The organism is Pseudomonas sp. 2 (assembly GCF_056627435.1).
Genome location: NZ_JBWXNG010000010.1, coordinates 205,979 through 222,347 on the forward strand (window position 1 = coordinate 205,979; position 16,369 = coordinate 222,347).

At 59.8% G+C, this 16,369-nt stretch carries 16 protein-coding genes and 1 tRNA gene; 9 read left to right on the plus strand and 8 right to left on the minus strand.

Features of this window, described 5'->3' with window-relative positions:
- Positions 1–9: 9 nt before the first annotated feature.
- The 3 genes from AC1MEK_RS18170 to AC1MEK_RS18180 all read left to right on the plus strand — a co-directional run bounded on the left by AC1MEK_RS18170 (position 10) and on the right by AC1MEK_RS18180 (position 2,832).
- The gene (locus tag AC1MEK_RS18170; protein ID WP_480397662.1) at positions 10–1,152 is read left to right on the plus strand and encodes an MFS transporter; all 1,143 of its coding nucleotides are present in this window, start codon (positions 10–12) and stop codon (positions 1,150–1,152) included.
- Positions 1,153–1,170: 18 nt separating this feature from the next.
- A complete protein-coding gene (locus tag AC1MEK_RS18175; RefSeq protein WP_480397663.1) occupies positions 1,171–1,716 on the plus strand; it encodes a 1,2-dihydroxy-3-keto-5-methylthiopentene dioxygenase in 546 nt (181 codons plus the stop codon).
- 399 nt (positions 1,717–2,115) lie between these two features.
- The gene (locus AC1MEK_RS18180; protein WP_480397664.1) at positions 2,116–2,832 is read left to right on the plus strand and encodes a helix-turn-helix transcriptional regulator; all 717 of its coding nucleotides are present in this window, start codon (positions 2,116–2,118) and stop codon (positions 2,830–2,832) included.
- A 109-nt stretch (positions 2,833–2,941) separates the two neighbouring features.
- Here AC1MEK_RS18180 and AC1MEK_RS18185 read toward each other — a convergent pair whose 3' ends face one another.
- Complete coding sequence (locus tag AC1MEK_RS18185) at positions 2,942–3,220, minus strand: DUF3509 domain-containing protein (RefSeq protein WP_480397665.1); 279 nt, start codon at positions 3,218–3,220, stop codon at positions 2,942–2,944.
- Between the two features lie 445 nt (positions 3,221–3,665).
- On the opposite strand from AC1MEK_RS18185, the gene AC1MEK_RS18190 reads away from it, so the two are divergent.
- The 6 genes from AC1MEK_RS18190 (at position 3,666) to AC1MEK_RS18215 (ending at position 9,079) form a co-directional block, all read left to right on the plus strand.
- On the plus strand, positions 3,666–4,202 hold the full coding sequence (locus tag AC1MEK_RS18190) for an ankyrin repeat domain-containing protein (RefSeq protein ID WP_480397666.1): 537 nt from the start codon (positions 3,666–3,668) through the stop codon (positions 4,200–4,202).
- Between the two features lie 96 nt (positions 4,203–4,298).
- On the plus strand, positions 4,299–4,823 hold the full coding sequence (locus AC1MEK_RS18195; protein ID WP_480397667.1) for a hypothetical protein: 525 nt from the start codon (positions 4,299–4,301) through the stop codon (positions 4,821–4,823).
- A gap of 93 nt (positions 4,824–4,916) precedes the next feature.
- Positions 4,917–5,108, plus strand: a complete 192-nt coding sequence (locus tag AC1MEK_RS18200; protein WP_480397668.1) for a PLDc N-terminal domain-containing protein — start codon at positions 4,917–4,919, stop codon at positions 5,106–5,108.
- A gap of 189 nt (positions 5,109–5,297) precedes the next feature.
- Entirely contained in the window at positions 5,298–5,549 is a 252-nt protein-coding gene (locus tag AC1MEK_RS18205; protein WP_480397669.1) for a helix-turn-helix domain-containing protein, read from the plus strand.
- A complete protein-coding gene (locus tag AC1MEK_RS18210) occupies positions 5,546–6,751 on the plus strand; it encodes a type II toxin-antitoxin system HipA family toxin (protein ID WP_480397670.1) in 1,206 nt (401 codons plus the stop codon). Before AC1MEK_RS18205 ends, AC1MEK_RS18210 begins: the two co-directional genes overlap by 4 nt.
- Before the next feature lie 258 nt (positions 6,752–7,009).
- The gene (locus tag AC1MEK_RS18215) at positions 7,010–9,079 is read left to right on the plus strand and encodes an LTA synthase family protein (RefSeq protein ID WP_480397671.1); all 2,070 of its coding nucleotides are present in this window, start codon (positions 7,010–7,012) and stop codon (positions 9,077–9,079) included.
- Positions 9,080–9,216: 137 nt separating this feature from the next.
- On the opposite strand, the gene egtB is transcribed toward AC1MEK_RS18215, so the two are convergent.
- From egtB to AC1MEK_RS18250, 7 genes are all read right to left on the minus strand, one after another.
- Positions 9,217–11,364 carry an ergothioneine biosynthesis protein EgtB gene (egtB, locus tag AC1MEK_RS18220; protein WP_480397672.1) on the minus strand — a complete coding sequence of 716 codons (2,148 nt, stop codon included), beginning with the start codon at positions 11,362–11,364 and terminating at the stop codon, positions 9,217–9,219.
- Positions 11,365–11,413: 49 nt separating this feature from the next.
- Positions 11,414–11,770, minus strand: a complete 357-nt coding sequence (locus AC1MEK_RS18225) for a DUF427 domain-containing protein (protein ID WP_480397673.1) — start codon at positions 11,768–11,770, stop codon at positions 11,414–11,416.
- Between the two features lie 973 nt (positions 11,771–12,743).
- A complete protein-coding gene (locus AC1MEK_RS18230) occupies positions 12,744–14,246 on the minus strand; it encodes a purine-cytosine permease family protein (RefSeq protein WP_480397674.1) in 1,503 nt (500 codons plus the stop codon).
- A 155-nt stretch (positions 14,247–14,401) separates the two neighbouring features.
- Positions 14,402–14,803 (minus strand): YybH family protein, encoded by a 402-nt coding sequence (locus tag AC1MEK_RS18235; RefSeq protein ID WP_480397675.1) that lies wholly within the window; start codon positions 14,801–14,803, stop codon positions 14,402–14,404.
- A 121-nt stretch (positions 14,804–14,924) separates the two neighbouring features.
- Positions 14,925–15,356, minus strand: a complete 432-nt coding sequence (locus tag AC1MEK_RS18240; protein WP_480397676.1) for a DUF4124 domain-containing protein — start codon at positions 15,354–15,356, stop codon at positions 14,925–14,927.
- 68 nt (positions 15,357–15,424) lie between these two features.
- Positions 15,425–15,916 carry a helix-turn-helix domain-containing protein gene (locus AC1MEK_RS18245; protein WP_480397677.1) on the minus strand — a complete coding sequence of 164 codons (492 nt, stop codon included), beginning with the start codon at positions 15,914–15,916 and terminating at the stop codon, positions 15,425–15,427.
- A gap of 252 nt (positions 15,917–16,168) precedes the next feature.
- Positions 16,169–16,258 (minus strand) — tRNA-Ser (locus AC1MEK_RS18250).
- Positions 16,259–16,369: the final 111 nt, after the last annotated feature.

The following is a 16,369-nucleotide window of genomic DNA, read 5'->3' on the forward strand; positions in this document are numbered from 1 at the left end:
CGTTTGACCGTGGCAGCGCTTCCTTACTGGCGCCTGTCCAGTTTCTACCTGTTCTATTTCGCCTTGCTCGGCTCCACGGCGCCGTTCCTGTCGCTGTACTTCAACCATCTGGGATTCCCCGCTGCGCGCATCGGCGAGCTGGTGGCGATTCCCATGCTGATGCGCTGCGTGGCGCCGAATATCTGGGGCTGGCTGGGTGACTACACCGGGCAACGTCTGGCGATCGTACGGTTCGGTGCCGTCTGCACCCTGGCGTGTTTTTCCCTGATTCTCGTCGACAAATCCTACGCCTGGCTGGCGATGGTCATGGCGCTGCATGCGTTTTTCTGGCACGCCGTGTTGCCGCAGTTCGAGGTCATCACCCTTGCGCACCTGCAGGGCCAGACGGCGCGCTACAGCCAGATCCGCCTGTGGGGGTCGATCGGTTTCATCCTGACGGTGGTCGGGCTGGGGCGCTTGTTTGAGTGGTTCAGCCTGGATCTGTATCCGAAGGCGTTGCTGATCATCATGGCGGGAATCGTCGCCAGCAGCTGGTGGGTGACCAACGCTCAGCCCGCGCAGTCGAGCCAGCGCCTGGCAGGCGAGGGCTTTTTGAAACAATTGTCGAGCCCGGGTGTGCTGGCCTTTTACGTCAGTGTGGCCTTGATGCAACTCAGCCACGGGCCTTATTACACCTTCCTCACCCTGCATCTGGAGCACCTGGGCTACAGCCGCGGGATCATCGGCATGCTCTGGGCAGTGGGCGTGGTCGCCGAAGTGCTGATGTTTCTGTTCATGAGCCGCATCCTGCAACGAGTGAGCGTGCGCCATGTGCTGGTCGCCAGTTTCGGCCTGGCGTCGTTGCGCTGGCTGTTGCTGGGCAATTTTGCCGACCACCTGTCAATCCTGATCTTCGCCCAATTGCTGCACGCGGCCACTTTTGGCAGTTTTCACGCGGCAGCCATCCATTTTCTGCAACGCAGCTTCGGCCCGCGCCAGCAAGGACAGGGGCAAGCGCTGTACGCCGCGCTGTCCGGCACCGGCGGCGCCATGGGTGCGCTTTACTCCGGGTACAGCTGGAACGCGCTGGGCGCAAGCTGGACCTTTGCCATCGCCAGCCTCGCGGCCCTGACTGCCGCGATCCTGGCCGCTGCTCGCATGCGAGCTGACTGAACTCTAGGAACCCCGCACATGAGCATTCTGTTCGTCTACCCCGTGTCATCCCCGGATCTGCCGAACAAGGTCCTGACCCACTTCGAAGACATCGCCTCGACGCTGGCCGAGCACGGCATCCTGTTCGAGCGCTGGCAGGCGAAGACTCCGGTTATCGCCGGTGCCAGCCAGGACGAGGTGATCGGTGCCTATCGGGCCGAGATCGACCAATTGATGACCGAGCGCGGCCATCGCTCGATCGAAGTGGTCAGTGTCAGCGGCGGCCTGGGGCAAAACACCGAGTTGCGCACCCGCTTGCTGCATGAGCAGTTCCACGACACCGACCAGGCTCGGCTGTTCGTTGTGGGCCGCGGCTTGCTCTGCCTGCATCTCGATGATTTCGTGTATGCCGTGCAGTGCGAGAAAAACGACCGGATCAGCCTCCCGGCCGGCACCCGGCACTGGCTCGACATCGGAGAACAGCCGCACTTGGTCACCATTGATCTGTCGGCCGGGGAGCAGGACACGACCGCGAAATTGACGGGTGACGATATTGCCGGTCAGTTCCCCGGTCTGGATGACTGAAGTGTTGGCTTCTGAATAAAAGAGCAAGACGAAAGTTGCACACGGTAGTGCGCAACTTTTTTCATGGGTGTATAAATGTTCTGGTTCGTACAACTTTGTACAACTGCCAATGTCACAAATAGGGCTGTTTTTGTGGCTTGCTCGACAAAACTGTAAGCGCGTTTTTATTGTTTTGTAAGACGTTGCCTGTTTGTGAGTCAGGCAAGACTGTTTGTTTTCCTCCTTGTGTTTAACCCCTTCCGACTGTGTAACCCTAGTCCTGTCGATGCCTGACAGCCCCCGGGCTGCGCTACGCCTTGCGGTGTTCCTGCAGGGCCTGGCGCGTCCGGGTGGCTGCAATCAACTTCAAACTCTAAAGAGCGCTCAGGGACGACAGTTGATGTTTATACGGAGGGGAAAATGAAAAACGTGAAAACAGGGACATTGAATCCATTGATTCAGCAGATGGTCAGCAGCGTGACCCAACAGGATGGCGATGCGGCCATTGCCAACGCCCTCGACTGGCTCAGGCAAGAATGCGGCTGTGAGCGGGCGATGCTTTATCAATATCGCGAGAGTACGCTGCTCAGTTGCATCACCTCCAATGTCGATCCGTACTGGAAGGATCTCTACGTTCAGGGACGCTTGATGATCGAGGACCCGGTGGTGCGCTGTTTCCGCCACGAGATGGGGTTTCTCGACTGGCGACAGGCATTCGAGACCTACCCGGCGTCGTCGGCCTACCTGGCGGCGGTAGAAGACTGTCAGCTGTTGCCGGCCATTTCGTACGGCTACAGCAGCGATAACCGCGCCAACCGCGGCGTGATTACTGTGTGTTCGCTAAATGGCATGACGCGGTCGTTGACCCACACCGACCGTTACCTGCTCACAAGTCTTGTGCCGATGCTGCATGTGGCGGGCAAGGGGCGGCAGTTGCTGACCCGGGCGCTGACGCCCAAGGAGCTGGAAATCCTCAAGTGGGCCCGCGAAGGCAAGACGGCCTGGGAAATCGGTTTGATCAAGGAGGTTTCCGAAGCCACGGTCAAGCATCACTTCAAGAGCATCTACGCCAAGCTGGGCGTGTCCAACCGGGCACAGGCGGTAGGCGAGGCCCTCTGCCGAGGGATCATCCGCTGACGCGACAACCGTCGCTCAGGTGTTGAAAGGCAAAAAAAAAACCGCGATGGCCCAGACGGCGATCGCGGTATCAATCAAGGGATGCTTCAGGCAGTGCAGCGGTAGCGGCTTAGCGAGTGTGGTAGGTCGGCAGATCGAAGCGGTGCTGGCTCTGCAGCATCGAGATGGCTGGCAGTTCGCTCGCCTGGGCCGCCAAGTCACGACGGATGGCGCTGATCACCCATTCCAGCTGCACCGGTGTGTGCAGTTGGGCGTAAGACACCGAACGACGGATCTGTTTGCCTTCGCTGTTACGCAGCGAAAGCAGCACTCCACCATCCGGACGCGGCTGGGTGGTGACTTCGAAATCGGAAAAAACAGAAGCGAATTTCTCTTGGATGAAAGTCATGTCTAGCGGCTCCATTGCTCAGTGTAAACAGGCTTGGAAGGACTAGTGCAGTGACTGTGCCATCAACGTAAAATAAAAAAATCCTTTAAAATCAATAGATTAGTAATTGTGCGTTTTTTTGCTTTCGTGCATTTTGCATGAATGGCCGATGGGGCATCCTGCATTTTGCCGGAGTCATTGACGCAAGGAGGGCAGCGGAGGGAGGAAATGGAGTGCTGTTGAAAAGTCTGACCGCTAGGCTCCGGAAACATTTCGAATGATTTCACCCATTTTTCAGTCGCGCCGATAAACGGCAATTTCTATCGGGATCATCCAAAAGGTTCATGGTCAGACTCCTCGTGAGCTGTCATCGTTGTGACCATCAGCGCAGCCGTGAATCCCTTGAGCTCTGCGCGTAAAACCTTTCATCGAACGCGCCCGAATGCCGCGCTACAGGAGTTATGCAATGTCTGATGCCCCGAACACTACCGGTTCCGCCACGCGCATGACCGACGAGGAGGCGCTGGAGTTCGCCGAGCAGGTATTCGACCGCGCCCGTGCCGGTGATGCCGCGATGCTCGACCGCCTGCTGGAAAACGGCTTGACCCCCAACCTGCGCAACCACAAGGGCGACACGCTGCTGATGCTCGCCAGCTATCACGGCCACCAGGAAGCGGTGAAGGTGCTGCTCAAGCACAAGGCCGACCCGGAAATTCGCAACGACAATGGCCAAAGCCCCATCGCCGGTGCGGCGTTCAAAGGTGATCTGGCGGTGGTGAAAACACTCGTGGAAGGCGGGGCGGATGTAGAGGGTGCGTCCGCCGACGGGCGCACGGCGCTGATGATGGCGGCCATGTTCAACCGCACCGCGATCGTCGATTACCTGATCTCCAAAGGCGCCAACCCCCACGTCAAGGATGCCAAGGGCGTCACGCCACTGATGGCCGCGCAGACCATGGGCGCGTCCGAAACCGCCGAGCAGCTCACCCGCCTGGGTGCATGAGGCGCTACAACGGCCTGATGTAAGAGGCCGATAGAGGCGCGAAGGATTTCCGGATATCCTTCGCGCCTGTTTTTTATCCCCCGGAAGTTCGCCGCCATGAAAGCCTCACTCATCGAATTCATCAGCAAGATCAGCTCCGGCTGCATGAGCGAGGAGGAAATCGAAAAGATCGCCGACGAAGCCGCCCAGGCCTACGCCGATCCGGATACCTTTCTGGCGGCCAATCCCGACATCAACTACGACGACACTTTCCCCATCCCGCTGGGTGAATGGGTGGTGGTCGGCAGCCTGCCGGAAACCGTGATGTTCCAGGCCGACACTTACATGGACCTGTTCAGCGAGATCACGGCCTCATTCGGTCCGGGCGTGGCATTCAACATCAAGCCCAAGCAACTGGCCAAGACCGAACCGCTGACGGCGATGAACCGCATCCAGATCCAGATGGGCAGCATGAACAAGGAAATGGGCGGCTACGTGGTGATGAACCTCAGTGAGCCACTGGACGATGAGCTGCAGACCGTGCTGGTCTACGGCAACGACCTGGCGCGGGTGATGGAGCTGGGCGTCGAGCTGGGCATCCTGATCGAACCGACGCTGGACGCGCTCAAGCGCCAGGATTGAGGCGTACGCCTGTTGAATTCGAGGGCGACCCACGGAACCCTTGCCAAAGGCCACCACTCCTAAAAGGGCAAGCCCTCAATAAGGAGCGACACCATGGGTTCCACCTTTAATGGTCTGGTTGGTTTGATCATTCTGGCCCTCGATATCTGGGCCATTCTCAACGTCTTGAAGAGCGGCGCCGAAACCGGCATGAAAATCCTCTGGGTGCTGCTGATCGTCCTGCTGCCGGTGCTGGGGCTGATCATCTGGGCCATCGCCGGGCCGCGGGGGAACGTGCGGATATAAATGCCCGCAGGCGGCAATGGACATCGACGCCCGATTGGCCGGTACGGCAATCGGGTGTTTTTATCAGGTTGAATGTTATTTATACGTTACATTTAACATTTTAAGTTATTTATACGTAACATTTTCTTGTGAGGGTATGATGTTACGTATATATTCCTTTCATCTTGAAATGTTATGCAGACGTAACTTATGGACGCTCTTCTGATTACCCAGCGCCTCGGTCAGCAAATCGCGCAAATGCGTAAAAGCAGAGGCCTGACGCTGGTCCAGCTTGCCGAACAGTCCGGGATGACACGGCAGAAACTTGCGGAAGTCGAGCGGGGTAGCCCGACGGTGTCCATCAACTTTTACGCCAAGGCGCTCGCTGCGCTGAATGCTGAAATCAAAACGGCACCTGCCCGGCGGCCGACGTTCGAAGAGCTGCGTGAGGTGTTTCAATGAAAGCGCTGGATCGCGTGCGAATTCATACGCCCGAAGGCGAAAGCGGCGAGTTGTCTCTGGCCGAATCCGGTGATTACCTTTTTCGCTATGGCTTGGACGCCGGGGTGCAGTCGCAGATCAGCCTGACCATGGGCGTGCGCGATGCGGGTTTCACGTCGCGAACCCTGCATCCGGTTTTCCAGATGAACCTGCCGGAAGGGTATGTCCTCGAACAACTGCGCAACCGTCTGGCCAAGACCACTCCCATCAATCCCATGTTGCTGATGGCGCTGACGGGCAGCGGCTCCCCCATCGGGCGGGTTGCCGTTCATTCGCCGGCGATTGACCAGCTGTTGGGTAGCGCGACTCAGGGCAAGGGGCGAAGTCTGGCGCAGATTCTCAGTTGGGACGGTGCGCACGATCTTTTCGCCGAACTGGTGGACAGCTACATCCTGCGCACCGGTATTTCCGGGGTGCAACCCAAGGTCATCGTTCCGGAGGATTTTGCAGCGGATCCCAAGGCAACTCTGCTGATGCCGGAGCTGATCGTGAAGTCGGGCAGGGCGGATTTCCCAGGACTGGCCATCAACGAGTTCGTCTGCATGGATGCCGCGCGCAGAGCGGGAATGCCGGTGCCCGAGTTCTATCTGTCGGACAATCGCCAACTGTTCGTCATGCGTCGCTTTGACCGCGAGGCAGATCAGCGTCCCATCGGATTCGAGGACATGGCGGTATTGATGGGCCTGGGCACAGAACAGAAGTACGACTCAAGCTATGAAAACATCGCGCGGGCCATCGCCCTGTTCTGTGCTCCCGAACATGTGCAGTCATCCAGAGAGCGGTTCTTCGACATCGTGGCCCTGAGCTGCATGGTAGGCAACGGCGACGCCCATCTGAAGAATTTCGGGCTCTTGTACCGGGATCCGCTGGGTGGCGATGCTCACCTTGCCCCGGCGTACGACATCGTCAACACAACGGCCTATATCGAAGGAGACAGTCTGGCGCTGCGTCTGGCGGGCTCGAAAAGTCTGTTTGGCTCGCGACTGGGCATTCTCGAGCTGGCATCGGCTTGCAACATCCTCAAACCGCAACCGCGCATCAGGCGCCTGATCGAGGCCGTGAAAGCGTCACTGGAGCACAATGCGGCGTTGGCTCCCCATGCACCGCAGGTGTTCGAAGCGATCAGATACGCGCTGAAACTCTACGATCAGTCATTCAAGTGACTGGTTTGTAAGAAAATATGAGATTACTGGCGAAACGACGGAATTTTCACTGTTTCTTCGGGAAAATCCCTGCGCTTTGCCTTGCCAACGCCTGATTTGAAGAGGTCGCCCTTCGAGCGAGCATGAAGAATGCTGCGCACCGGTGGTAAAGCTCAGGCGTTCACGTAATATTTGCCCCCCGCGACCGGACCTGCACTGCTTGCTGCGGCCGCACAGGCTTTTCGAACCTAAACTTGAATCCAACGGATCTAAAGACCCATGGCCAAAACGGACGCCCCGGCGCGCACGCCGCAACCTACCGTCAAATCGCACCTGGCTTACACGCTGTTGAGCGGCCTGGCGCTGATGGTGCTGTACACCCTGCTGCGCGTGGCGCTGCTGGTCTACAACCGTGAAGGCATCGGCGCCACGCCAGCCTCGACGTTCATCGAGGCCTTCGGCAACGGGTTACGTTTCGACCTGCGCCTGGTGGTCTACATCCTCATTCCGCTGCTGCTGGCGCTGTTCAGCGCACGATTGATGGCCGCGCGCGGCTTCTTCCGTTTCTGGCTGACCCTGGTGGCGAGCCTGACCACCTTCTTCGGCCTGATGGAGATGGACTTCTACCGTGAGTTCCACCAGCGCCTGAACGGCCTGGTGTTCCAGTACGTGAAGGAAGATCCGAAAACCGTGCTGAGCATGATCTGGTACGGCTACCCGGTGGTGCGCTATCTGCTGGCGTGGGCGCTGCTGACCTGGCTGCTGAGCCTGGTGTTCAAGGGCATCGACCGCCTGACCCGTCCTCGCGGCGGTTTCAATATCGGCAGTTCCAGCAACCGTGCGATCGCGCCGTGGTACACCCGGGTCGGCGTGTTCGTGCTGTGCCTGGTGGTGGCTGTAATCGCCGCTCGCGGCACCTTGCGCCAAGGCCCGCCGCTGCGCTGGGGTGATGCTTATACCACCGAATCGAACTTCGCCAACACCCTGGGCCTGAACGGCACCCTGACGCTGATCGCAGCGGCCAAGAGCCGGATGTCCGAAGACCGCGACAACATCTGGAAAGCCACACTGCCCCAGCCCGAAGCGCAGCAGACCGTGCGTGACATGCTGCTGACCGCCAACGACAAGCTGGTCGATGCCGACAGGGCCGCCGTCCGCCGCGACTTCACGCCGCCGGCCAGCAACACGCTGCCGATCAAGAACGTGGTCGTGATCCTGATGGAAAGCTTCGCCGGTCACTCGGTGGGGGCGCTGGGCGACGAGTCCAACATCACCCCGTACTTCGACAAACTGTCTGAAGAAGGCTTGCTGTTCGACCACTTCTTCTCTAACGGTACGCACACCCACCAGGGCATGTTCGCCACCATGGCGTGCTTCCCCAACTTGCCGGGCTTCGAATACCTGATGCAGACGCCGGAAGGCAGCCACAAGCTGTCCGGCCTGCCGCAGCTGCTCAGCGCGCGTAAATACGACGACGTGTATGTCTACAACGGCGACTTCGCCTGGGACAACCAGTCCGGGTTCTTCAGCAACCAGGGCATGACCAACTTCATCGGCCGCAACGACTTCGTCAATCCGGTGTTCTCCGACCCGACCTGGGGTGTTTCCGACCAGGACATGTTCGACCGCGGCGCCGAGGAGCTGAAGGCGCGCGAGGCCAAGGGCAAGCCGTTCTATGCCTTGCTGCAGACACTGTCCAACCACACGCCATACGCCTTGCCGGCCAACCTGCCTGTGGAGCGCGTCACCGGGCACGGCTCGCTGGACGAGCACCTGACTGCCATGCGTTATTCCGACTGGGCGCTGGGTCAGTTCTTCGAGAAGGCCAAGAAAGAGCCTTACTACAAGGACACGCTGTTCGTGGTCGTGGGTGACCACGGTTTTGGCAACAACGAGCAGATCACCGAGATGGACCTGGGCCGTTTCAACGTGCCAATGCTGATGATCGCGCCGGGACTGCAGGACAAGTTCGGCAAGCGCAGCAGCATTGTGGGTACGCAGATCGATATCGTGCCGACCATCATGGGTCGTCTGGGTGGCGAGACGGTGCATCAGTGCTGGGGCCGCGATCTGTTGAACCTGCCGGCGGGTGACTTGGGCTTTGGTGTGATCAAACCGTCGGGCAGTGAGCAGACGGTGGCGATCGTGACGGGCAATCGTATTCTGATCGAGCCCAAGGAGATGGAGCCGAAGGTTTACAGCTATGAGCTGGGCACCAAGCCCCATGCCGAGTTGATGCCGGATGCGCCGGATGTGGCGGAGCTGCGCAAGAAGCTGGACAGCTTCCTGCAGACGGCGACCAAGAGCCTGTTGGATAACACGGCTGGGGTGAAAGACGCCAAGCCTTGAGATTGGGATTGGAAAGGGGCCTTCGGGCCCCTTTTTTGTTCTGGCTAACGCCAGGCCTGTTTCGACGGGGGCGTTCTCAAGGTCGATCCCCCCGGCAAGCCGTGCTGCTACGGATGGTTGTTCTCTTGGCTTTTGGTCTAGGCCTTGAGGCTGAACAAGGCCATCTGCGGGGCTTCGCTGATCCAGTGTTCGTCGACGGTCCAGCCTGCCCGGGCTGCCAGTTCGGTGAACGATTGCACGGTGAACTTGTGGGAGTTTTCCGTGTGCAGGCGCTCTCCTGCGGCGAAGTGGAAGCGTTGTCCGGCGACTTCGACGACTTGTTCGGCCTGGCTCACCAGATGCATTTCCATGCGCGCCTGTTCGGCGTTCCAGAGGGCCAGGTGGCTGAAGGCGTCGACGTTGAAATTCGCGCCCAGTTCTCGGTTGATTCGCGCGAGCAGGTTTTTGTTGAAGCGCGCGGTCACGCCTTCGGCGTCGTCGTAGGCCGCTACCAGCGTGTGTTCGTCCTTGACCATGTCGACGCCGACAATGAAGTGCGCGTTCTCGCCCAGTACATCGTGGGCTGAATGCAGGAACTCCACGGCCTGTTCATGGCTGAAATTGCCGATGGTCGAGCCCGGGAAAAAGCCTACACGCACGTGGCTGCGGGCTTGTTCGGGCAGGGTCAGCACGCGGGTGAAGTCGTCGACCTGTGGTGCCACAACCAGTGATGGATATCGTTGGCGCAACGCTTTGGCGGCCTTGTTCAACGCCGTAGCGCTGATGTCGATGGGCACGTACACGGCGATGTGCGGTGCGGCGTCGAGCAGCAGGCGGGTTTTCTCGCTGGCGCCGCTGCCGAATTCCACCAGTGCGGCACCTTCGGGAATACTCGCGGCGATTTGCCCGACGACGTTTTTCAACAGGCCCGTTTCGGCGCGAGTCGGGTAGTACTCGGCGGTTTCGCAGATGGCTTCGAACAGGTCCGAGCCCTTGGCGTCGTAGAAATATTTGGGGGACAGGGATTTGCTCGGCGCCGACAGTCCGGCGATGACGTCGCGAGCAAACTCGCTGTCGTGGGGGTTGACCACGCCCGGTTGCCGAGGATCCCGGGCCAGGCGCAATCCGGCGACCATCCAGCGTTTCTCGGCGTGGAAGAAGTTGCGGTAGGTCAGGCGGCAGTGCTCGGGCGAGGTCACGCTGGCGCCGCCGCGCAGCACCATCTGATTGACCATGAACTTGCCGTTGTACTCACCCACCGCGCCCACCGATGGCTTGAAGCCGGGGTAGGGGTTGTAGGCGGTCTGGGTCCACTGCCAGGCCACGTCGTCCACCTGTTCCAGCAGGCCCGCGCGGGCGGCAGCTTCCCATTCGGCTTCGGTGGGCAGGCGCGCCCCGGCCCAGTTGGCAAAAGCCGCCGCTTCGTAATAGCTGATGTGAGTCACCGGCGCGTTCGGGTCGATGGCTTCCAGGCCGCGCAGGCTCATGCGCTTCCAGCCGCTGTCGTCATGCTGCCAGTACAGCGGCGCGTTCCAGCCGGCCTCCTGCACCAGCGTCCAGCCCTCGGACAGCCACAGCGCGGCGGTGTGATAGCCGCCATCGGCGATGAAACTCAGCCACTGGCCGTTGGTGACCAGCCGATCACTGATCTCGAATGCTTGCAGGTAAGTGGTGTGACGCGGCCCTTCATTATCGAACGCAAAGCCTTCGCCGCCATGGCCGATCTGGGTCAGGCCGGCATTCAGCGGTTTGAAGCGACCGCGCCGCCCGGCGGCATCCTTCGGCCAGCGCGGATCGTAGGCCGGCTTGAGCGAAGACAGGCTGAACAGGTGCAGGATGTCCATCAGCAGCAGTTCCTGGTGCTGCTCTTCGTGGGCCAGGCCCAGTTCGATCAGGCTGATGGTGTCATCCGAGAGCCGGCCCATCAGTAGCTGCGCCATGTGCTCGTCGACGTACTGCCGATAGGCACGCACCTGGTCCACGCTTGGCCGGGTCATCAACCCACGTTGCGGGCGCGGATGACGCGGGCCGACGGCCTCGTAATAAGAATTGAAGAGGTAACAGAAGGTCGGGTCGAAAACCTGATAGTCCGGCACATTCGGCGCCAGCAGGAAGGTCTCGAAAAACCAGGTGGTGTGCGCCATGTGCCATTTGGCGGGGCTGGCGTCGGGCATCGATTGCACGACCATGTCCTCGGCGGTCAAGGGTGCAACCAGTTGTTCGGTACGGCTGCGAACGCTCTGATAACGCTTGCACAGTGCGGTGCTGGCGGGTGTTTCACGTAGCTGGCGGGAGTGACGCGTCATCGGGGCTTTCTCCGGTTCATGCCGGCGCATTGGTGCGCCGGTTCGAGCATCAGTGGACTTCGATGGTCACCTTGTCCGGGTAGAACGCGACGTGTTCCCTGATTTCCTTCACGGCAGGGTACGGCTGTTCGTAGCTCCAGACGGCGTTTTCGGCGAATTCGCCATTGGCCTTGAGGGTGAAATAGCTGGCATCGCCCTTGTAGGGACAATGGGTTCGATGGTTGGTTATTTCGTAATGTTCAATGGAAATATCCGAACGGGGCACGTAGATGACAACCGGGTACTGTGCTTCCTTCAATTCCAGGGCCTTGTCACTTTGCGCGACACGCACACCTTTGAACTGAACCGTGACGCGGCCTTTGACCGGGGCGATGGTGATGGGGTGGTCCGGACCTGGGGTTTTCATGGGGTGTCATCCTTTCCAATCGTGGGCGTTGGCAAGCCTGACTCGGGCAGTCGGGCTGCCGGAAGGGGGGAAGGGCAGTGTAGTCGGGCTGATTGTGGGGTGGGGGCGTTTTTTCGCGAACGGTGGAGGTGAGTGTGGCGCTTCAAGATCAAGATCAAGATCAAGAGCGTTCTTCCTAACGTCAGACCTGTTTCGACTTCGTCGAGTTACTTGGAAAAGACACCCAAGTAACCAAGGTGTCCTGCTCCTGGTTTGGGTCCTCCTTCGTCGGACTTCCTTCATTCCGGCCTCGCTCCGTGGGCCCGGCGCGAATGGGCCATCCATGGCCCCGCGCCTCGCGCGGCATCCTGCCGCTTGGCCCACTGCGCGAGACCTCCATTCAGCCTGCACCCAAGTCGCGATTTGTGTCGTCTGGAAGATTTGCGCATGAAGATCAAAAGCCAAATCAAAGGCAAACGGCTAACGCCATCGACCGGCTAACGTCGTCCCGTAGCAGCACGGCTTGCCGGCGGGGGCGATCTTGAGGGCGACCCGCGAGCAAGCTCGGCTGCTACGGGACGGCATACGCCACCCGCTTTTGATTTGGCTTTTGATCTTCGTGCGCAACAGTCCAGACACCACAAATCGCGACTTGGGTGCAGGCCGAACGGAGGTGATGTGGAGTGGGTCAAGCGGCAGGATGCCGCGCGAGGCGCGGGGCCATGGATGGCCCATTCGCGCCGGGCCCACGGAACATCGCCGGAGAGAGGGTAGTCCGACGAAGGAGGACCCAAACCAGGAGCAGGACACCTTGGTTACTTGGGTGTGGTGCGGCATTCCGACTTTTCCAAGTAACTCGACGAAGTCGAAACAGATCTGACGTTAGGAAGAGCGCTCTTGATCGTGATTCGACGAAGTCGAAACAGGTCTGGCGTTAGCCAGACCCAGAAACATCAGCATCACCGCAGAATTTGGATCAGTCCGCTAAGGCAAATTAACCAATCGCCATCGGCTTCTTCACATTGCGATGCGCACCGCTGCCCAACAGCGGATGCGGCCCATGATCGCCATACACCCCGATCGGCTCCGGAAACGTGCGCAACAGCGTCAGATACAACAGCGCCGCCAAACCCAGGGTAATCGGCAAACTCACATCAATCCCGCCCGCCAGATTCCCTAAAGGCCCCACGAACTGCCCCGGCAGGTTGACGAAACACAGACCCACCGCCGCGCTCGGAATCCACGCCCCCAGCCCGCGCCAGTTCCAGCCATGCTCGAACCAGTAATGCCCGCCGCTCTGGCCGCGGGTGAACACCTGCAGGTCTGCCGGGTGATAGAAGCCACGACGAATGATCAGCCCCAGCACCATGATCACGATCCACGGCGAAGTACAGGTCACGATCAGCACCGCGAAGGTCGACACACTCTGCACCAGGTTGAAGGCGAAACGGCCGATGAAGATGAAGGCAATCGCCGCGATGCCGATCAGAATCGTCGCCTGGGCGCGGTTGAGCAGGCGCGGGAACATGCTCGACATGTCCAGGCCTGTACCGTACAGCGACGTGGTCCCGGTGGACATGCCGCCGATGATCGCAATCAGGCACACCGGCAGGAAGAACCAGCCCGGCGACACCGCCAAAAGCCCGCCCACATAGTTGTTGTCGGTGATGTACTGCGGCGCCTGGGTGGCGACGATGGTGGCGGTGCACAGGCCGAAGAGGAACGGAATCAGCGTGCACACCTGTGCGAGAAACACCGAGGCCATGATGCGTTTTTTCGACGTGTTGCGTGGGATATAGCGCGACCAGTCACCGAGGAAGGCGCCGAACGACACCGGGTTACTCATGGCCAGCAGCGCTGCGCCGATGAAGGCTGCCCAGAAGCCTTCCGAACCCTGATTCACGGTGCCGGCAAAGCCCGCATCGAAGCTGCCGCCGAAGGCGAAGATGCCCAGCAGGAACAACAGGCTGGAAGCGAATACCGCGATCTTGTTCACCCACAGCATGAAGCGGAAGCCGTAGATGCACACCACCAGCACCAGCACCGCGAATACGCCATAGGCGATGGCCAGGGTCAGGTCGTTTTCGGGCAGGCCGATCATGCGCTTGGCGCCGCCGATCAGCGCGTCGCCCGAACTCCAGACCGACAGCGAGAAAAACGCCACCGCCGTGAGCAGAGACAGGAACGAGCCGACGATCCGCCCGTGCACGCCGAAGTGGGCGCCGGACGACACGGCGTTGTTGGTGCCGTTGAGCGCACCGAACAGCCCCATGGGCGCGAGGATGATCGAGCCCAGCACGATGCCGAGAATGATCGACCACACGCCTGCCTGGAACGACAGCCCGAACAACACCGGGAAGCTGCCGAGTACTGCTGTGGCGAAGGTGTTGGCGCCGCCGAAGGTCAGGCGGAACAGGTCGATGGGCCGGGCATCGCGCTGATCGTCCGGTATCTGTTCGACACCAAAGGTTTCGATAGTGGTAGTGGGTTGTGACATGACGTTTTCCTGCGCGCAGTCGTGTTGTTATGAGGCCGGATCGGGTCCGGCGCTGGCTTGGCAGTTATTGCGGGTAAGGGTACTGCTTGTTGTATGAAAGTCTTGTATGAGAGATCTGGCGGCGGCCTCTGATCGGGCGCTCACCAGCGTCGGATTCAGGCCGCAGGCTGCTCCGACAAGTGCTCGTGACAGGCCAGCCAGCGCTGGCCGTCGAAGCGGAAAACGATGGTTTCGCGTTCCTGAAACTGGCTCTCTTCGCTGCCGAAACGCACGCGGGTGGCGACGTCATGCATGAAGATCGCCACGTCGCCCTGCAGGTTGATGTGCACGTTGCTCGACTGGCAGTCGAGTACGGCAAAACCATCGGCCTGCCAGCCGTTCCACACTTCGCGGTAAGCGGCGCGGGACAGCAGGGGCGCGGGCAGGGTGTAGAACAGGAAAGTGGCGTCTTCGCTGAAGGCGGCGAAATACGCTTCGGTGTCGTTGCTGGAAAACGCCGCCACCAGTGCGTTGGCGGCATGCTGGACGTGTTCTTTGAGGTGCGCAGTGGAGGTCATGGCCGTCTCGTTATTGTGGTACTGGCGATGGGGCATGACTTTAAGCAGCTCTTACATTCGGTAACATCGTTGCCGATAAATACTTAGTTCAGAAATTTCGCAAGTAATACGCCAGCGCGGATCAATTCCCACCGGACTGAAACAGCGTGCCCTTCGCCGGCTGACGAATCTTCCCGCCTGACGGGTCGAAACAGGCGCTGTTGTAGATCGGCGCAACGCAGGTCGATGGCACCCCGGGCGGTGGCGGACGAATGGCCTGCATGTGGTCGGAGATTTCTTTCTCGTTGGTGATGATGATCTTTCTGCGGCGGCTGACCTGCAGAATGTCCGTGGCATTCTTGTTCACCCGGTGCGGGAAGTCCCGCTCTTCCCAGTCACTGGAAAGCCGCGAGCTGGCGGGGCGTTGCAACATGGAGCTGCCGACGTAGTCCGGGCACGGGGTCGAGGCGAAACTGACCTTGCCGTCGTGGGACACGCACTTGAAGGCTTCACCGTTGGCCGCACTGCTGAGGCACACGGCGAGCGCCGCGAGCACGATATCAAGCCGTTTCATCAAAACTCTCCCTGAATGGCGCAAGGCTACCATCCACGAGAGTGGCTGTCAGTGTGGCGGCGACGAACTCAACGGGCTTCGTGGTTGGCCTTCTGCACCCGAGCCAGGGCCATGGCGACAAACATGTCGGCGTCGCCCTGCAAGACCCGCAAGTGATCCTCGACGTGATCGATCTCGTGCTGATCCCGCGAATCGACCAATCGGGTCACCTCACACAAGGCATTGGCCGTGACCCACAGGCTTTGCCGCAACTGGCCGATGATCCGCACCACGCTCTCGGCGCTGCTGGCGTCTTCGCTGGCAATGTCGGCCTGGCTGGCGATCAGGGAAGGGAACATCGGCATGTCGACCCGATTGCCCGACTCGATGCCCGTGACCACTCGACCGATGTCCACCCCCGCCGCGGCGATGCGAAACAGATAATCCGCCCGGGGCAGGCGCTGCCCGCTCTCATAGTGGCCCTGGGCGTTGGCCTCCACGCCACCGATGGCACCCAGCGCGCTCTGGGTGAGTTTCAACCGCTTCCTTTCCTGCCTTAACCGCTTGCCGATACCGTTCATCAACCTGCTCCTGCGAAATTCGCGTCCCGACACTCGTACGGATGGGGCGCGCAATGGGGGCTGGAATACGGGCTGGGTGATTCTGGTGCAGAACTACCCTCGTACTGAATGGATACTCGTTGAAAAGAGTTCAATGTCTAGACAGTAGCTGGCCAATTGGCTGCTGTGGGAGATTTCCGATGGTCTGCGGGGCAGAAAAACGAAAAACCCCTGAAGCTTTTCAGCATTCAGGGGTTTCGTTTGTAGCGAATTTGGCGGTGAAGGAGAGATTCGAACTCTCGATACAGTTTCCTGTATACACACTTTCCAGGCGTGCTCCTTAAGCCACTCGGACACTTCACCGTAGATCTTCAGACGTTCAGTCTGTCGAGGCGCGCTAATGTAGTCGAAAGCTTTGCCGAACGCAAAACTTTTTTTCAGAATTTTCATGCGCTTAAGCAAAAAAGCAGCAGG

What these genes read in the sequence shown, in the direction of transcription:
- AC1MEK_RS18175 (WP_480397663.1), top strand. Translation starts at nt 1,171, where the DNA reads ATGAGCATTCTGTTCGTCTACCCCGTGTCATCCCCGGATCTGCCGAAC.
- AC1MEK_RS18180 (WP_480397664.1), top strand. Translation starts at nt 2,116, where the DNA reads ATGAAAAACGTGAAAACAGGGACATTGAATCCATTGATTCAGCAGATG.
- AC1MEK_RS18185 (WP_480397665.1), bottom strand. Translation starts at nt 3,220, where the DNA reads ATGACTTTCATCCAAGAGAAATTCGCTTCTGTTTTTTCCGATTTCGAA.
- AC1MEK_RS18190 (WP_480397666.1), top strand. Translation starts at nt 3,666, where the DNA reads ATGTCTGATGCCCCGAACACTACCGGTTCCGCCACGCGCATGACCGAC.
- AC1MEK_RS18195 (WP_480397667.1), top strand. Translation starts at nt 4,299, where the DNA reads ATGAAAGCCTCACTCATCGAATTCATCAGCAAGATCAGCTCCGGCTGC.
- AC1MEK_RS18200 (WP_480397668.1), top strand. Translation starts at nt 4,917, where the DNA reads ATGGGTTCCACCTTTAATGGTCTGGTTGGTTTGATCATTCTGGCCCTC.
- AC1MEK_RS18205 (WP_480397669.1), top strand. Translation starts at nt 5,298, where the DNA reads ATGGACGCTCTTCTGATTACCCAGCGCCTCGGTCAGCAAATCGCGCAA.
- AC1MEK_RS18210 (WP_480397670.1), top strand. Translation starts at nt 5,546, where the DNA reads ATGAAAGCGCTGGATCGCGTGCGAATTCATACGCCCGAAGGCGAAAGC.
- AC1MEK_RS18215 (WP_480397671.1), top strand. Translation starts at nt 7,010, where the DNA reads ATGGCCAAAACGGACGCCCCGGCGCGCACGCCGCAACCTACCGTCAAA.
- egtB (WP_480397672.1), bottom strand. Translation starts at nt 11,364, where the DNA reads ATGACGCGTCACTCCCGCCAGCTACGTGAAACACCCGCCAGCACCGCA.
- AC1MEK_RS18225 (WP_480397673.1), bottom strand. Translation starts at nt 11,770, where the DNA reads ATGAAAACCCCAGGTCCGGACCACCCCATCACCATCGCCCCGGTCAAA.
- AC1MEK_RS18230 (WP_480397674.1), bottom strand. Translation starts at nt 14,246, where the DNA reads ATGTCACAACCCACTACCACTATCGAAACCTTTGGTGTCGAACAGATA.
- AC1MEK_RS18235 (WP_480397675.1), bottom strand. Translation starts at nt 14,803, where the DNA reads ATGACCTCCACTGCGCACCTCAAAGAACACGTCCAGCATGCCGCCAAC.
- AC1MEK_RS18240 (WP_480397676.1), bottom strand. Translation starts at nt 15,356, where the DNA reads ATGAAACGGCTTGATATCGTGCTCGCGGCGCTCGCCGTGTGCCTCAGC.
- AC1MEK_RS18245 (WP_480397677.1), bottom strand. Translation starts at nt 15,916, where the DNA reads ATGAACGGTATCGGCAAGCGGTTAAGGCAGGAAAGGAAGCGGTTGAAA.